This window comes from Sorangium sp. KYC3313, assembly GCF_052075895.1.
GTDB lineage: Bacteria > Myxococcota_A > Polyangia > Polyangiales > Polyangiaceae > Sorangium > Sorangium cellulosum_B.
In genome coordinates, this window is sequence record NZ_CP197255.1 from 3,301,612 (window position 1) to 3,317,850 (window position 16,239).

The 16,239-nt window shown below is 68.2% G+C and carries 10 protein-coding genes; all 10 read left to right on the forward strand.

All coding sequences use genetic code 11. The features are described from left to right. The first annotated feature begins 290 nt into the window (after positions 1-290). Positions 291-1,103 (forward strand): RNA polymerase sigma factor, encoded by an 813-nt coding sequence (locus ACSRUE_RS12915; RefSeq protein ID WP_441291241.1) that lies wholly within the window; start codon positions 291-293, stop codon positions 1,101-1,103. A 19-nt stretch (positions 1,104-1,122) separates the two neighbouring features. Then, positions 1,123-1,998 carry a serine/threonine-protein kinase gene (locus ACSRUE_RS12920; RefSeq protein WP_441291242.1) on the forward strand — a complete coding sequence of 292 codons (876 nt, stop codon included), beginning with the start codon at positions 1,123-1,125 and terminating at the stop codon, positions 1,996-1,998. 137 nt (positions 1,999-2,135) lie between these two features. Next, positions 2,136-2,417, forward strand: coding sequence for a DUF3892 domain-containing protein (locus ACSRUE_RS12925; protein WP_441291243.1), 282 nt, complete (start codon positions 2,136-2,138; stop codon positions 2,415-2,417). 251 nt (positions 2,418-2,668) lie between these two features. Continuing rightward, positions 2,669-4,501: a sigma 54-interacting transcriptional regulator gene (locus tag ACSRUE_RS12930; RefSeq protein WP_441291244.1), complete on the forward strand. Its 1,833-nt coding sequence runs from the start codon at positions 2,669-2,671 to the stop codon at positions 4,499-4,501. Between the two features lie 443 nt (positions 4,502-4,944). Further along, on the forward strand, positions 4,945-8,418 hold the full coding sequence (locus ACSRUE_RS12935) for a serine/threonine-protein kinase (protein ID WP_441291245.1): 3,474 nt from the start codon (positions 4,945-4,947) through the stop codon (positions 8,416-8,418). Between the two features lie 113 nt (positions 8,419-8,531). After that, positions 8,532-9,176: a hypothetical protein gene (locus ACSRUE_RS12940; protein WP_441291246.1), complete on the forward strand. Its 645-nt coding sequence runs from the start codon at positions 8,532-8,534 to the stop codon at positions 9,174-9,176. 23 nt (positions 9,177-9,199) lie between these two features. Continuing rightward, positions 9,200-10,474 carry a YcaO-like family protein gene (locus ACSRUE_RS12945; RefSeq protein WP_441291247.1) on the forward strand — a complete coding sequence of 425 codons (1,275 nt, stop codon included), beginning with the start codon at positions 9,200-9,202 and terminating at the stop codon, positions 10,472-10,474. After that, positions 10,471-11,679 (forward strand): TfuA-like protein, encoded by a 1,209-nt coding sequence (locus ACSRUE_RS12950; protein ID WP_441291248.1) that lies wholly within the window; start codon positions 10,471-10,473, stop codon positions 11,677-11,679. The genes ACSRUE_RS12945 and ACSRUE_RS12950 overlap by 4 nt, the downstream gene beginning before the upstream one ends. After that, entirely contained in the window at positions 11,676-12,782 is a 1,107-nt protein-coding gene (locus ACSRUE_RS12955) for a hypothetical protein (RefSeq protein ID WP_441291249.1), read from the forward strand. Before ACSRUE_RS12950 ends, ACSRUE_RS12955 begins: the two co-directional genes overlap by 4 nt. An 84-nt stretch (positions 12,783-12,866) precedes the next feature. Then, entirely contained in the window at positions 12,867-16,205 is a 3,339-nt protein-coding gene (locus tag ACSRUE_RS12960) for a helicase HerA domain-containing protein (RefSeq protein ID WP_441291250.1), read from the forward strand. Positions 16,206-16,239 lie beyond the last annotated feature (34 nt).

Genomic DNA, 16,239 nt, shown 5'->3' on the forward strand with positions numbered 1-16,239 from the left:
CCTCCGCCGGACCTCATGGCCACCGACCGAGCTCACGCCCAGCAACGTATATCGACGAATTCTGGCCTGTCTCCGAGCATCGGAGCGATGGGCGCTGATAGCGCGCTGAAGGGCACGTCTGTGCCTCCCCGAGCCACTTACGAGGGCGCATGTCATCCTTTCAGCCACTCCATTCCCACGCGCGTCCAGCGACGCTGGTATTGAAGGACAGTCCTTCATCTCTCGCGTCGAAGCGCTATGATGGTGCCGCAAAGGAGCACGCGCCGTGTCATGACCACGGTCATCGCCCCATGAGCCTCGACGATAGCCCAGAACTCCTCGTCGAGGAGCTGATTGGTCGCGCGCGCGCTGGCGATCCGTCCGCGTTCACCGAGCTGTTCCGCCAGTGCGGGCCGATGCTCGAAAAGTGGGCGGCCCGGAGGCTCAAAGACGCCAGGTCGAGTGCGATCCGCCCCTCCGACCTCGCTCAGGAGACCGCGCTGCGCGCGTTCCAGAAATTCTCGACGTTCACTGGAGCGACCGAGGCCGAGTGGCTGTCCTGGCTCCGCGCCGTCCTTCGCAACTACACGCTGCAGGTGCTGCGCGATGCAAAGCGAGAGAAACGCAAGAATCGCGGGACGGTGGTCCTTGATTGTATCGAGGCGATGGACGTCCCCTCACCTCAGCGCAGCCCAAGCCAGGCGATGGCGCGGGAGGAGCAGCGGACGGAGACCTGGGCGCTGATCTACGAACTACCGGAAGACCAGCGTGACGCCATCTACCTCTGCCATCTGAGGGAACTCCCCGTCGCCGAGGTTGCTCGGATCATGCGCAGAACGGAGCCAGCCGTGGCGGGGCTCCTGAGGCGCGGGCTGAAGGCGCTGCAGTCCCGGATGATCAGCGGCAAAGAGGCGTGTCCGGGCGATGACGCCTCCGCGGCCTCGTCGGCCGACGCGGCAGCCGCGCTGCTGATCTATCTCCAGAGGCGCGACGCTGGAGAGCGCGTCGATCCGCAGGCCTTCCTGGCCGAAAACCCATCCTGCGCGGACGAACTCCGCCCCATGCTGGACTGGATCGAGCGCATCCGGTCGATGCGTCCAGCGTCCCTGAGCTCGAAACGCTAGAGGTAGTGAGGCCGTGCCCATGCTCGCATCCGGATCGTGCGTCGGGCGCTTCGAGCTGGTCCGCCGGGTCGCGAGCGGCTCGATGAGCGAGGTCTACGAAGGTCGGGAGGCGGGCAGCGGTCGTCCTGTCGCGGTCAAGGTCCTGAGGGACGCGTTCTGCATGGATGCCGACACGATCGCGCGCTTCCTCAACGAGGCGCGCATGCTGGAGCGCGTGCGAGATCCCCACATCGTGGGCCTCGTCGACTGTGGCCGTCTCCCTGGAGGACCGCCGTTCATGGCCCTGGAGTGGCTTCCGGCGAGCCTACATGATGTGCTCGCCAGTGCTGGAAGCGGCCTTTCATTACACGCAGCCGCGCGCGTCGCGTCGCAGATCGCACACGGCCTCCTGTCGCTTCACGAGCGCGGGATCGTCCACCGGGATCTGAAGCCAGCCAATGTGCTCCTGGACCAGCGGGACCCCGCCGTCGCCCGAGCCAAGCTGGCCGACCTCGGTCTGGCCAAGATGCCACGGGCGTCTGCTTCCGAGGAGGCGAGCCGGGGAACGGTGGCGGCGACGCTGCTGCCGGTCTCGACCGGCGGCGCGGCGTTGCTCGGGACGTGCGAGTACATGGCCCCCGAGCAGTGGCTCAAGTCCAAGGACGTCGAGCCCAAGGCCGACGTCTATGCGCTCGGCGTCCTCCTTTTCCAGATGCTCACCGGCCAGCTCCCCTTCGTCGGGGAAGACAAGGGGGCTCTCATGTGTCTCCATCTGTTCGAGCGACCTCCGCTTCATCTCCTCGACCATCTCGCCTCCGAGGAGCTTCGCGACCTGATCACGCGGATGTTGAGCAAGAGGCCGTGGCTTCGCCCAGACATGCGCGAGGTGCTCGATCCGCTTGCGCGCTTCTTGTGACGCTGGGCGCGAAATTTCGCGCGATCGCGAGCAAGACGGCGTCTTCATCGTTGGCAGCCCGCTACGTGACGAGCTGCCCTCCGCGGCGATCAGGAATCCGCTGCGCGCGAGGATGAAGGAGTCGAGAAATGGCCATCATGAAGCGTGTCACATGCATCACGAGAACGAACCTGCAGGGGGCACACGAGCGCATCCAGGCGCTCGGCGGCGTCAATGCCGACGGCACCCGCTGGCACCGATCACAGGCGGACGTCGCCAGCGATATCAACAGCGGTCGGTGCGACTACTACGTGGAGCAGCCGGGCGGACACCGGGTGACCCTCGTGGTCGTGCGCTCCTCGACCGGTTATGTCTACGTGAAGACGCAAGCGGACGGTGAACAGCCCAACAACCTGCTTTCTCTGCCGGACTGCCGCTAGACCGACGCGCCTTCACGTTCGCCCTGCCCGTGGGCTGGCCGCACGGAGCGATCGCCCTCGAGCTTCTCCCTGCATCGATGAAGAGGATCTCGCCGAGGCGCTTCGACGTCGCTCGCGCCAGCAGGCCTACGCCCGCCGCTCCGCCTGCGCATGGATCTCGGATCCATGCGCAGGCGCGAATCTGCTGGACCAGGGGTACCCAGCCTGCTCCCCTGGGCGTGAGCTCGATCACCTTGCAGGCATAGGCAGACATGTCCACGGAGAAACGCGAAGGCGAGCGCTACGACACGAGCACCGAACGGCTCACGGTTAGCGCGGACGTGGGAGGTCCCCCTGCGCAGCGGGGCATCACGATCGTGTTCCACTACCGAGACGGCGTCGAGGTGGCGCAGCTCGCCCCCGGCCAGGCTCGGGTCGTCGGGCGCGGCGAACCCTCGGACCTGTGCTTGCCGGACCGCACGCTCTCGCGCGAGCACGCGCGTTTTTCCCTGAACGAGGGGCGCATCCTGGTCGAGGATCTCGGCTCCACCAACGGCACCTGGATCGCGGGTACGCGGATCGAGCGAGCCGAGGTCGCGCTCGGCGGCGAGGTGATGCTGGGCACGGTCGTCGCTCGCATCGTTGTCCTCGGCACGGCGACGCTGCCGCTGGAGGGGGAAGAGAGCTTCCGCGCGCGGCTCGACGAGGAGATCAAGCGAGCGCGCCACTTTGGCCGCGGCTTCGCGATCCTCGCGGTGCGCGCCCCAGCGCCAGAGGCGGCGCGCGCGCCGCTCGGGGCCTGGGTGACAGGCTTCATGGCGAAGCTGCGGACGGGCATCGACCGGGCGAGCCTCTACTCCCCGGATACAGCGCTGGTCCTGCTGCCAGAGACGGGCGCTGAGGCCGCGTCGCAGATGGCGCACGCCGTCTCCTCGGCGCCGAGTCCGGGCACTTCCGCTCACATCGTCGGCGTCGCGGTGTATCCGGAGGCCGCGACCACGGTGGAGAAGCTGATCGAGCTCGCGCGCGGCGCCGCGGCGAGCGCGAGCGCGGCGCGACCGGTGATGGCGGCCCCGATGGAGGCGTGGACGGAGAGCGACGTGACGCGTCTCCATGGGGGCATGATCGCGGGCGCGGCGATGCGCGATCTCCTCGACGCCGCGAAGCAGGTGGCCTCATCGCGCGCCTCGGTCATCTTGCGCGGTGAGACGGGGACCGGGAAGGAGCTCCTGGCGCGGTTCATCCACGAGCACAGCCTGTGGCGTGACAAGCCTCGCGTGTGCGTCAACTGCGCTGCCCTCCCTCCTTCGCTGCTGGAGAGCACCCTGTTCGGTCACGAGCGGGGCGCTTTCACCGGCGCGTCGCAGCAGCGCGGTGGGCTGTTCGCGGCGGCGAACGATGGGACCTTGTTCCTCGACGAGGTCGGCGAGCTCTCGCTCGCTGCGCAGGCGGCGCTCCTGAGAGTGCTGGAGACCGGGAGATTCTCCCGCGTGGGCTCGACGCACGAGGTGGAGGTGAGCGTGCGCGTCATCTCGGCGACTCACCGTGATCTGGACGCCATGGTGAAGCAGGGGGCCTTCCGTGAAGACCTCTATTACCGGTTGAGCACGATCGAGCTGGAGGTCCCCCCGCTGCGCGACCGGCGGGACGAGATGGATTCGCTCGCAAGGCTCTTCCTGACGGAGGCCAACGCTGCGAACGGCCGGAGCGTGCGCGGCCTCTCGGACGAAGCGATGGCCGTGCTGTGCGCCTACCGATGGCCGGGAAACGTGCGAGAGCTCCGCAACGTCATCGAGCGGGCGGTGGTGCTGGCGCGATGCGAGCTGATTCAGCCCCACGACCTGCCGCCACGGGTGCGCACAACTCCGGCGGACGACGGCGTGCAGGCGGCGGCGCGGCGCGCGTCCGAACCGGAGCCCCTGGCCGACGAGAGCGCGCTCGGACGACCGGTGAAGGCGCATGTCCGCAAGGCCGAAGCCCAGGTGATCAAGGAAACGCTCGACAAGGTCGGCTGGAACCGGACCGAGGCGGCGAGGCGGCTCGGCATGCCGATCCGCACGCTCACGCGCCGGATCAAGGAGCTCGGCCTGACGCCGCAGAAATGATCCTGGCCAGAATGTCAATGGAAATTACGCGCGTGGGCTTCCATTCGTGGCCCTCCAGAGACGGCTTCACCTGTACGTGGAGGTGAGGGCTGTCCGGCTCTGCGCCGGGGCTCGGCGCAGGGCCATGCGCCTGAGGCGAGCTGTCGGCCAGAAATGGCCGATCGACGGCCAAATTTGGCCTGGTCACACCGCCTCTCAGGAGGGCGCTATACGGCGTTTTTCGGGGATCGGCGGGAGCGTCCGGTGCGGCACGCATCGTGCTCAGCGTCGCTGGCGCCGGGAGCACCATGTTGCGAGCCACTGCGACACACCGATCGATGGCGGGCGAGGGAGCGGCTGGCGGGCTCGCTGGGTCGAGGGGCCTCGCCGCGGCCCTGCAGCCACAGGATAGGATAGCCTCTCGCTCCCTGGCGACAGCCACGGAGCCGGCAGGACCCGATCCGATGAGCCTCCCCTCGAGCCTTGGCCGCTATCGCATCTCCGGGATCCTCGGCTCCGGCGGCATGGGAATCGTCTATCGGGGCGAGGACGCCGAGACGGGCGAGGCTGTGGCCGTCAAGACGGTGCCGGTCACGGGCCGATCCCGGCTCGCGAGTATTCGCCGCGAGATCCACGCGCTCCGTCGCGTTCAGCACCCAGGCATCGTCCCCGTCCTCGACGAGGGCGTGAGCGACGGGACGCCGTGGTATGCGATGCCGCTCCTGCGCGGCTCCACGCTGGCCGATCGTCTGCGCGAACTCCGGCCGGGGCGCGCCGACGACGGGGCTGGTGCTGGAGGCGCGACGGTGGACGACGCGACGGCCCGTATGACCAGCCGTCCCGGCGAGCCAGCCCGTGTGGTCGTATCGGCATCGTGGGGAGCACTGGCGCCGCGGCTCGGCCCGCTCCTCACCTTGATCCGCCGGATCTGCGCGCCCCTCGCGTTCCTGCACGGTGAGGGCCTGGTTCATCGCGACCTCAAGCCAAGCAACATCCTCCTGCAAGAGAACGATCGTCCGGTGCTCATCGACTTCGGCATCGCCGCGCACTCTGGCGGTGTCGGCGGGCGCGACGAGCTCGACGTGGAGCCCTCCTATGGCACCGAGCCCTACTGTGCGCCTGAGCAGATGCGCGGCCATCTGGTCGATGCCCGGGCCGATCTGTACGCGCTCGGCTGCATCCTCTACGAGTGCGCGACAGGGCAGCCTCCGTTCATGGGCACGGACATCAGGGCACAGCACGTGTACGCCACGCCGCTCCCTCCTTCTCTCCTCGTCCCCGGCCTTCCTGCGGAGATCGAGCGCCTGATCCTGCGACTCCTGGAGAAGCGTCCGCGGGATCGGGTCGGTCACGCGATCGACGTCGCCGCGGCGCTCGTGGCAGCAGGCGCGGAGGCAGAGCCCGAGAGCGGACCCAGGCCGCGAGCCTATCTGTACCGACCTGCACTTGAGGGGCGGTCCAAAGAGGCATCGAAACTGGCTCAGGCCGTGAAGGACGTCGCGCAGCACCGCCTCGGTGGTTTCGTGTTCATTCGCGGCGAGAGCGGCGTGGGCAAGACCCGCCTCGTGAAGGAGGTGAGTCAGAGCGCAGCGTACTTGTATGAAAAATTGAACCTCCTCGTGCTTCCTGGACGCTGCGCGTCCGGAGGCGGCGCGGCGTCGCCGCTGGATCCGCTCCGGCCAGTCCTGACCGAGGTGGTCTATCGAGCGCGGCAAGGTGGCAGCGCAGAGGCAGACCGGCTGCTCGGCTCTCGGGGCGGAGTGCTCGCTGCGTATGAGTCGTCCTTGCTCAGCCTGCCTGGCCAGGAGAGCCAGCGCCCTCCTCCGGCGCTGCCGCCCGAGGAGGCGCGGGCGCGGGTGCTCGCTTCGCTCCGGGACACGATCTGGGCCCTGTCGGAGCGATCGCCGCTCGTGCTGGCGCTTGACGATCTCCAGTGGGCGGACGAGCTGTCGCTGAGCTTGCTCGACGCGCTCGTGAAATCTGGCGTCGAGCATCATGGGGTGCTGGTCATGGCCACCTACAGAAGCGAGGACGAGCGCTCGGAGCTGCTAGAAATAGCTCGCGCATCGAGCGTCACCACGATCACGCTCGGGCGGCTCGACCGCCCGGCCGTGGCAGCGATGGTCGAGGACATGCTGGCGCAGGGCCCACCCTGGCCCGTTGTCGACGCGCTGGTGCAGCACTCGGAGGGCAACCCCTTCTTCGTAGGCGAATACCTGCGCACGGCCATCGCAGAGGGAATGCTCTACCGCGACGAGGCGGGGAGCTGGCGCTTCGATGAGCCCGACCGGGCGGCGTCCGCGCTCTCCTCCCTTCCGCTGCCGCGCACGCTGATCGCGCTCGTCGAACGGCGGCTCGATCGGCTCGACCCGCAGGAGAAGGCCCTCGTCGCGCTGGCCTCGGTCTTCGGGCAAGAGCTCGACGGCGACCTGCTGATCGCAGGCGTCGAGGACGCTGGCGCGGCGTCCACGGAGGCGCTGGAGACGCTGCGAAGGCTGCAGATCCTCGAAGAGGCGCCCGGAGGACACCTGCGCTTCGGCCACGACAAGATACGCGAGGTCGCGTATGCGCAGATCCCGCGCGACGAGCGGGCCAAGCTGCACCGGCGCGCCGGCGAGGCGATCGAGGCACGGTACGGCGGCGCGTCGGAGAGGCTCCCGTCCCTCGCGTACCACTTCGCAGAGGCCGGCGCGCACGGTAAGGCCAGCAAGTACTTCGCACAGGCCGCAGCGCGCGCGCGGGACCTGTACGCGAATCAGGAGGCGATCCGACTCCTGATGAAGGCCATCAACGAACGGGTCCAGGCGCCTGCCGCCGACGCGGACCTGCCGGACCTCGCCGCGCTGTACGAGCAGCTCGGCGATATCCTGGGTCGCGTCGCGGACCAGCCACGGGCCCGAGACGCGTACGACGCCGCGCTCGCGGCGGCTCCTGGTGAGTCTCTCCAGCTGGCCAGGCTCTACCGCAAGATCGGCAAGACGTGGGAAAAACAAGAGCGGCACACGAAGGCGCTCGAGCTGTCCGACCTCGCCCAGTCCGTGCTCGGCAACCCGCCCGCGGACCATGCCGACCCGCGGTGGGATGAATGGTTCGAGATCCAGATCGAGCGGATCTCCACACATTACTGGCTCGCGCACGTGGATCGAATGCGTGAGATCGTCGAGCGCATCCGGCCTCTCGTGCAGGAGCACGGCACGGCCGTCCAGCGCGGGCGGCTCCTACATACCTCGACGCAGGTGAACATCTGGATCGAGCGTTACGCGCCGTCGAACGAGACCGTGGGTCTGGCGCGCGACTGCTGCACAGCGTTCGAGCACGCCGACGAGTCGCATGAGGCTCACTGGATCCTGACGGCCCGTTGCAGCCTGGCGATCCTCCTCCTGCTCCACGGCGACCTGGAGGAAGCGGACGAGAGGATGACCGCCGTGCTGCACGACGCGGAGCGGATGGGCGATCTGGAGATGCATGCGCGCAGCCTGATCTACCTCTCCGTCATCCAGCGCAGGCGGAGCAATGACCTCCTCGTGGCGCAGCTGGCCGAGAAGAGCCTCGCGAGGTCGACCGAGGTGGGAATGAGCCAGTACATCGGCGCGGCCCTCGCGAACCAGGCCTGGATCGCGCTCCGGCGCGGCGATCATGTCGCAGCGGAGCGGGCGGCGCGTGAGGCGCTCTCGCGCTGGGGAGCGCTCCCGCGCGTGTATCCGTTCCACTGGCTCGCGAGGATGCCTCTCGCGTTCGTCGAGCTCGCGCGCGAGCGCGTCGACGACGCCGTGGAGCAGGCCAGGGCGATGCTCGACCCAAAGCAGCAACGCCTGCCGGACGAGATCGCGGCCGCGCTCGCAGCAGCGGACGCCGGCAGTGCGCGAGGCGACGCGGCCGGTGCGCGAAGAGCGCTCGAGGACGTCTCCGACGTCGCCCGAAGACTTGGCTACCTGTGAGCTGAACCGCGCCGTCTGAAATCGACGTCATGTGAACGCGGCGAAGCGCGCGTGCACAGGTGTGCGCTCGACCGGGCGTGGTCCGTGAGCAGGGAGCATGAAGGAGGAACGTCATGTCTGTTAAAAGCCTGATCATTGATGACAAGCGTGGTTTCATCTTCACGATCGACCGCCAGCGGGAGCCGGTCTACCAGCTGGAGTCGAAGCACTGGGCCCATGCGGATCATCGCTGGAGCGAGAGCGAGATCCCGCCGGAAATCCGCGCGAAGACCGACGAGCTGAGGCAGAACGGTAGGCCGGGCACCTTTGTGCGTTCGCTCGCGGGAGAGAGCGGCGTCTACCTGATCTACGAGAAGAACATCAAGCCGCTCCCCGAGCTCGCCGACGAGGAAGCTGTCTTCGCGCCCGTGAAGCAGCAGGGGAGCAACCGGGAGCTCTCCCCCTACGACATCGTCCTTTGCGCGAAAGGAGGGACCATCATCGCGGACAATGGAGACGTCTACCAGACCCGCGAGGGCGACTACTACGTCATCAAGTGCAGCACCTGGGGTCGCTTCGTGACGAACCAGGCCGCGCGCCCCCGCGACGTGGAGACGACCAAGGAGGTGCTGCTCCTGCTCGAGGATCTCAATGGGAAGAACTTCCTCTCGATGACGCCCGACAAATCCGAGGCGCTCCCCTCGACCATGCCGAAACCCGCACAGGCGATGTCCCAGATCAACTGCTACGTGCTCAACCTGGCGCGATTCAAGCGCTGATCAGGGGCGATCAACGAGGCACCATGACCACCTCACAGCACGACACCAGCGCGGCGGCGCTCGCCGAGGCGCTTCCGCCGGTTCCCAAGCGGTTCTTCTCCGGCACCCACCGCGCCGTCTCCCCCGAGGAGACGATGGCCCGACTCCGACCGCTGATGCCTGTCATGGGCATCACCCGGGTCGCGGACGTCACCGGCCTCGACACGCTGGGCGTGCCTGTGGTCATGGTGACGCGTCCCAACGCGCGATCGCTGTCCGTTTCGCAAGGCAAGGGCCTGACGCTGGCGGCGGCGCGCGCCTCGGGCCTGATGGAAGCGGTCGAGCACTGGCACGCCGAGCGCGTGCAGCTGCCCCTCAAGCTCGGCACCGTGAACGAGCTCCGCTTTCGGCACCGCCTCGTCGACGTGAGCGCCCTGCCGCGCCTCTCGATCAGCGCCTTCCACGACGACCTCCGGCTCCACTGGGTGATCGGGATGGATCTCGTGGCCGGCGCGCCCACGTGGGTGCCGTTCGAGGTCGTCCACACCGATTACTCCTTGCCGCTGCTCTCCGCCTCGGGCTGCTTCGTGATGAGCTCGAACGGGCTCGCATCCGGCAATCACCCGCTCGAGGCCATCAGCCACGCGCTCTGCGAGTTGATCGAGCGAGACGCGGCGACCCTGTGGTGGCTGGCAGGCGAGGAGCATCATCGCCGCACCATGATCGACCTCTCCACGGTGGACGACCCGAGCTGCCGGGCCCTGCTCGACGGGTACGAGCGCGCGGGGATCGAGGTCTATGTCTGGGATATCACGTCGGATGTCGGGGTTCCGGCGTTCTATTGCACCCTCGTGGACCGTGAGCCGAACCCTCACCGTCCGATCGCGCCGATGGGCGGATACGGGTGCCACCCCGCGAGGGGAGTGGCGCTCTCGCGTGCACTCACCGAGGCGGCGCAGAGCCGGCTCACCGTGATCACCGGCGCGCGGGACGACGTCCGTGTCGCCGGCAATGGGCCGGACGACGATCTCGAGGCTGCCCGAGGCTTTCTCGCCTCCCACGGGGGCGGGCTCGCTGCGCGCAGCTTCCTCGACGCCCCCGACCGCGCTGGAGCGACGCTCGACGATGACGTGACGTGGGAGCTCGACCGCCTGCGCGCGGCGGGCATCGACCAGATCGTCGCGGTCGACCTCACGCGGCCTGAGCTCGGGATTCCCGTCGTGCGGATGGTGGTCCCTGGCCTTGAACCTCTCTACGACATCCCTGGTTACGTACCTGGCTCCCGCGCGCGCCGGAGCCTCCTGGAGCGCGCCGCATGAGCATCTACATCTTCACTGGACCGACGATCGCGGCGACAGAGGCGAAGGAGCAGATCGATGCCGTCTTCCTGCCCCCCGCAGCGCAAGGTGACGTCTATCGTGCCGCGCTGGACAGGCCGGTAGCCATCGGGATCATTGATGGCTACTTCGAGCGTACTCCGTCGGTATCGCACAAGGAGATCCTCTGGGCGATGGGGCAGGGCGTGCACGTCTTTGGCGCCGCGAGCATGGGCGCCTTGCGCGCTGCCGAGCTCTCGGCCTTCGGAATGGAAGGTGTGGGCACCATCTATGGCGCGTATGCGCGCGGGGAGCTCGACGCCGACGACGAGGTGGCCGTCGCCCACGGGTCTGCGGAGGACGGCTATCGCCCCATGAGCGAGGCGATGGTGAACGTCCGGGCTACGCTGCGCGCCGCCGAGGTGGCCGGCGCGCTGCCGACGGCGGCGGGCGAGCGCCTCGAGCAGATAGCCAAGAGGCTTTTTTACACGGACCGGTGCTATCCTATCCTCTTGCGGCTGGCTGCAGGGCAGGGCGTTCCCGCGGCCGACATCGGAGCGCTCCGGGCCTTCCTGCCGGAGGGCCGTGTCGATCAGAAGCGCACCGACGCACTCGAGCTTCTCCGGCTCATGCGCGAGCGCTTCACCGGCCGGGTCGAGCCCAAGCCGGTGCGTTATCACTTCGAGGCCACCGACGCGTGGGAGCACATCCGCGGCAAGGTCGATCGCTCCGCGGTGGCGCCTGACGCCGGCCGGACCGATCCAGCGGTCGAGGAGCTGAAGCGCTCGGAGAGGTACGCGGCTGCGCGTCGCGGAGCGCTCGCCCGGGCGCTCGCGCTCGAGGTCGCGCGGCGGCAAGGCCGGACCCCTGAGGGGGAAGCGCTCCGGGACGTCGTGGAGGCGCTCTGCCGCGACCGCGGGCTCGCCGGAAAAGCGGAGCTCGCGAGCTGGCTCGCGCGGCAGGGGGTCATCGAGGTCGAGCGGTTTCTCGCGGACGAAGCGCAGGTGCGATGGGTCGAGATCCTCTATGGCCCGGACGCCGACCGCTGCCTCCCGGATCACCTGCGATCTACTGGCGAGTACGCGTCCCTGCGAGACCGCGCCCTCGCCCGCGCGCCTCGCGAGCATGGAAGTGCGCGCGCGGGCCACCTCCGAGGTGATGAGGTGGAGCCATCGCGCGTGCCTGTGACGGGGAGGGGCGAGCGATGAGCACCGCTGCCCAGAGCACGAAGGACACGACAACTGGAATCGAGGGAGTGGTGCTCGCCTGGCAGCTGGCGCAGCCCAGCGGCGCCGGGACGAGGAGCGCAGCAGAGAAGGCGCTGAAGCCGCTGCTCGGCGTTCGATTGAGCGACGCAGAGCGACGACGATCGCTCGAGGAGGCGTGGGCTACGCTCGAGCGGGCCGGGCACGTCACGTTTCCACGGAGAGGTGCTGTCGTGATCACCGAAGGCGGTCGGCGCACCGCGCTCGACGCGCTCGGAGTCGAGTCGCTCCCCGGTCGCATCCGCTGGAAAGTCGTCAAGAGACGATATCTGATCCCACGCTCGCTCGGTCGCCCAGCCCCGAGGACGAAGGCCGAGGTCGAGCGGATTGGCAAGAAAGAGGGACTATTCGCCGCGATCCTGGCATGGCATTATGATCTCGACATCGGCAGCTATCCCACGCTCAGGCAGGTACGCGACAGGTTGGCGTGGCGGTCGCTCGGGGTTGACACCAAGGAGCCGTTCACGCTCAAGGCCGTACTGGCACGGCTCATAAGCCGTGCGTACGGCCATTCGGCGACCTTCGAGACGAGCTACGGGCTCGCGCTCGCTGCGGCGAACGCGATCGGGGCGCCACGGGCGGAGCCGGGGGAGCTAGAGACCGCGCTTATCTGGCGCTGGATCGACGGGCGGAAGGCGGCGCGAGGGGAGGGGAGCGTGAGCTCGGCGGCGGCAGGCCCAGGGGGCGGGGCGCCGGTCGACAGGGGCACAGCTCCGAGCCCGAACGCTGTGGGAGACGTCGTCGCCCGCGTCGATGACGACGACAGCAGCGCGTTTGCGGCGCGAGTGCTCGCTGTCGCGCGAGGGGCGGAGACCGGTCGCTTCGGGAGCAACAAGGTCTTCATCTCGCACGTGTTCCGGAAGCTCGTGCAGATGGGCGCCGTCCCCGGCGACGCGGAGGCGTTCAAGGACCGGCTCGTTTCGGCCCACCGCGAGGGGCTGCTCTCGTTGAGCCGCGCCGATCTGGTCGAGGCGATGGATCCGAAGGACACCGAAGCATCGGAGACACGCCACCTCAGCGCTACGTTCCATTTCGTGGTCATCTAGGAGTGCAGATGTCGGCGCTCGCGCTCGCCGGAGAGGCCGCGACGAGATCTACGGCGAGAGAGAGAAGATACGATGGATACCACCATGACAGGTCGGGACGCCATGCTCAGCGTGTTCATGTCGAACAAGAAGAAGGAGGTGTTCCACTCTGTCGAGCACCGCCACCAGATCTGGCGTGAAGATCCGTTCGACGTCGAGTCGGTGCACGATCGGGCGCGAGTGCAGTTCCAGCGGCTGCTCTCGCAAGTGACGACGCCGCCGGGGCTGGAGGCCGGGCGCATCCTCCTGCTCATCGGGGAGTCCGGCAGCGGCAAGACGCACCTGGTTCGCTCCTTCCGGAACCACGTCCATGTCAACGGCCTCGGCTTCGTCGGCTACATGCAGATGACGACCACGGTGCTCAACTATGGCCGCTATCTGGTGAGCAACCTGATAGACTCTCTCGACCAGCCCTACTACGAATCGCTCGGGACGACAACCGGGCTGCTCCGGCTCTCCAACGCCGTTGCTGCCCGGTGCGGCGATACGGCCGCCGTCGCGTCCCTTTCCGACAATGCCGGCCTCGACCCCGATGCTGTGATCGATCTCGTGGAGCGTGCCGCAGATCGACTCATCTCACAGCCTCGCTACGCAGATCTCGACCTCGACCTCGTCCGCGCCCTGCTCTTCCTGCAGCGACAGGACCCGGCTCTCAAGAAGCGCGTCGTCAAATACCTGCGGTGCGAGGAGCTCCCCGAGCGGGACGCCCGGCACCTCGGCGGCATCTCGCCGAAGCGCAGCGAGGACGACGCGCAGAAGCTCGTCGAGCACCTCGGCCGGCTGATGTGGGCCTTCGACGCCCGCTCGCTCGTCCTCTGTGTCGACCAGTTCGAAGATCTCTACCAGCTCGAGGACGCCGAGGCGCGGTTCCGCCGCGTGATGGCCTCGCTGTGCGCCATCGCCGATCAGGTGCCGTCGTCCATCATCGTGATCGCCTGCCTGGCGGACTATTACGACGTGGTTCGCACCCGGCTCACTCGCTCGACACTCGATCGCATCGAGAACGACCCTCCCCCGGTGCGGCTCGTGAGCGGACGGAGCGCCGAGGAGGTCGAGATGATCGTCCGCCAGCGGCTCAGGCATCTTTATGAGGCCTGCGACATAAAGCGGGCTGATGGTGCCTCCGATCCGCTGTACCCCATCCCGCCGGCGTTCGTCCAGAAGCTCTCCGGGTTGCGCATCCGGGACGTGCTCGACGAGTGCCGCGCATTCCGAGACGCGTGCGTCGAGGCCGGTCGGATCGTCGAGCCGCCGCAAGGGAAGCCAGGCCCGCGAAAGCGTGACGACGACGATCGGAGCACGAAGGCCGCGAAGGAGCGGATCGAGCGAGAATGGAACGATTTCGTGGCCCAGACACGGGACGATTTGCCGGAGACAGACGCCGAGCTCGCCGAGCTGTTCGGCTGGGCCATCAGGACATCCGCCGACGAGCTGGAGAGCGGGTACCGCTTTGAAGTCCACGTGGACGGCGAGCACATCGAGGTTCGGGTGATGATCCCGACATCGAAGGGCCTGTATCGTCTCGGAGAAGAGCTATTGCTCGCGTTCTGCAACAAGGCTCCCCAGGGCGGTGGCTTTCGCGCCCAGCTCGACGCTGCCGTCAAGCGTGCCAAGCACCGAATCCCCGTGTTGATCCGCTGCGGTGAGTTCCCGAGCGGGCCGAGGTCGGCGCAGGCGCTCGCGGACATCATCAAGAGCAAGGGGGGCCGAAAGGCGGTCGTCGAGGACAGCGACTGGCGGAAGGTCGCGGCCTTTCGGAGGTTTCGCGAGGCGCAGCAGCGGCAGGAGCATTTCATGGAATGGCTCAGAGAGGAGAACCATCTCTCGCGGCTCCTTCCGCTCATTCATGTCCTCGATCTCGATCACCTCGATCGCTTCGATGGTGAGCCGGCGGCGGGCGGAGAAGCGTCGGCGCCGTCGCCTACGCCTGCACCGCGGTCAAAGGCCGACAATCCCCGTACGCCAGCGCGAGCCGCCGCTCCGCCCGAGCACCGCGCGCCTACCGCTCCGAAGAACGAGGCTATCCGGGCGAGTGCCTTCGGCGTGCCCGAGGGCGACGGATCCAGCACCCTGAAGAGTCCGGCTGCGCAGGCGAGCACGAAGGACAGCGTGCCTCGTGACACGAGCGGCGCCATCGCGCTCGGCGTCACGGGAGAGCTCGTCGCCCAGCAGCTCACGGTGGACGTCGAGGCGCTGACCGGTCACGCGGCCTTCCTCGGTAGTACGGGGAGCGGCAAGACAACGCTGGCGCTCAACGTGATCGAGCAGCTTCTCCTGCGCGGCGTCCCCGCGATCCTGGTCGATCGGAAGGGCGACCTCGCCGCTTACGCCCGTAGCGCGCCGTGGCAGGAACGGCACGCGGATCCTGTGCTCGACGACCGGCGCCAGGCGCTGCGCGAGCGGCTCGACGTCGCCCTGTTCACGCCAGGCCATCGAGAGGGCAGGCCGCTCGGCATCTCGCTCATGCCGCGCGGCCTCGGGACCCTCAAGGACCTCGATCGCGATCAGGCCGCCGGCTATGCCGCCCAGGCGCTCGGCGACATGCTCGGTTACAAGGACACGAGGAAGGACAAGGCGCTCCGGGTCATCTTGATCCAGGCGTTTCGGCTCTGCGCGGCGCACGGCGAGGCGGAGCGGCTCGATCTGGAGCTGCTGATAGCGCTCATCGCGAACGAGGATCCGGCGCTCGTCGCCTCGCTGGGGCGGCTCGACACGCGCCTTTTCAAGGAGCTCGTGCAGCACCTGGAGACGCTCAAGCTCGGCTCTTCAGAGCTCTTGAGCTCATCGGGCGACCAGCTCGACGCCGATCTGCTCCTCGGGCTCGGGCTGCACGCGCGGCCGGGTCGGACACGGCTCAGCATCGTCAACACGAAGTTCCTTGGAGACAACGCGAGGATCCTCTTCTGGGTGTCGCAGCTCCTGCTCTCGCTGACGCGCTGGGTGACCCGCGCGCCGTCGCCGCAGCTCCAGGCCGTGGTCCTCTTCGACGAAGCAGACGTCTACCTGCCCGCGCAGTCGCAGCCAGCGACGAAGGGGCCGATGGAGAACCTGCTGCGCCGCGCGCGCTCGGGCGGCCTCGGCATCCTGCTGGCGACCCAGAGCCCGGGCGATCTCGACTACAAGTGCCGGGACAACGTCCGGAGCTGGTTCGCGGGGCGGATCACGCAGTCTGTCGCGCTCGAGAAGATGAAGCCGCTCCTCAGCGAGGCTCGCGTGAACGTCTCTGCCAGGATTCCCGGGCAGCGCCCCGGTGAGTTCCACCTGCTTCAGGACGGGCGGGTCACGAGCTTCCGCGCGCACCGGAGCTTCCTCCAGGCCGAACAGGTGCCGGAGGACGAGATCCTCACGCTGGCCTCGCAGCGCAAGGCGGCGCTCGCGACGTGAGCCGACGCGGGCGTCGAGCGGGGCGGGCCGGAGT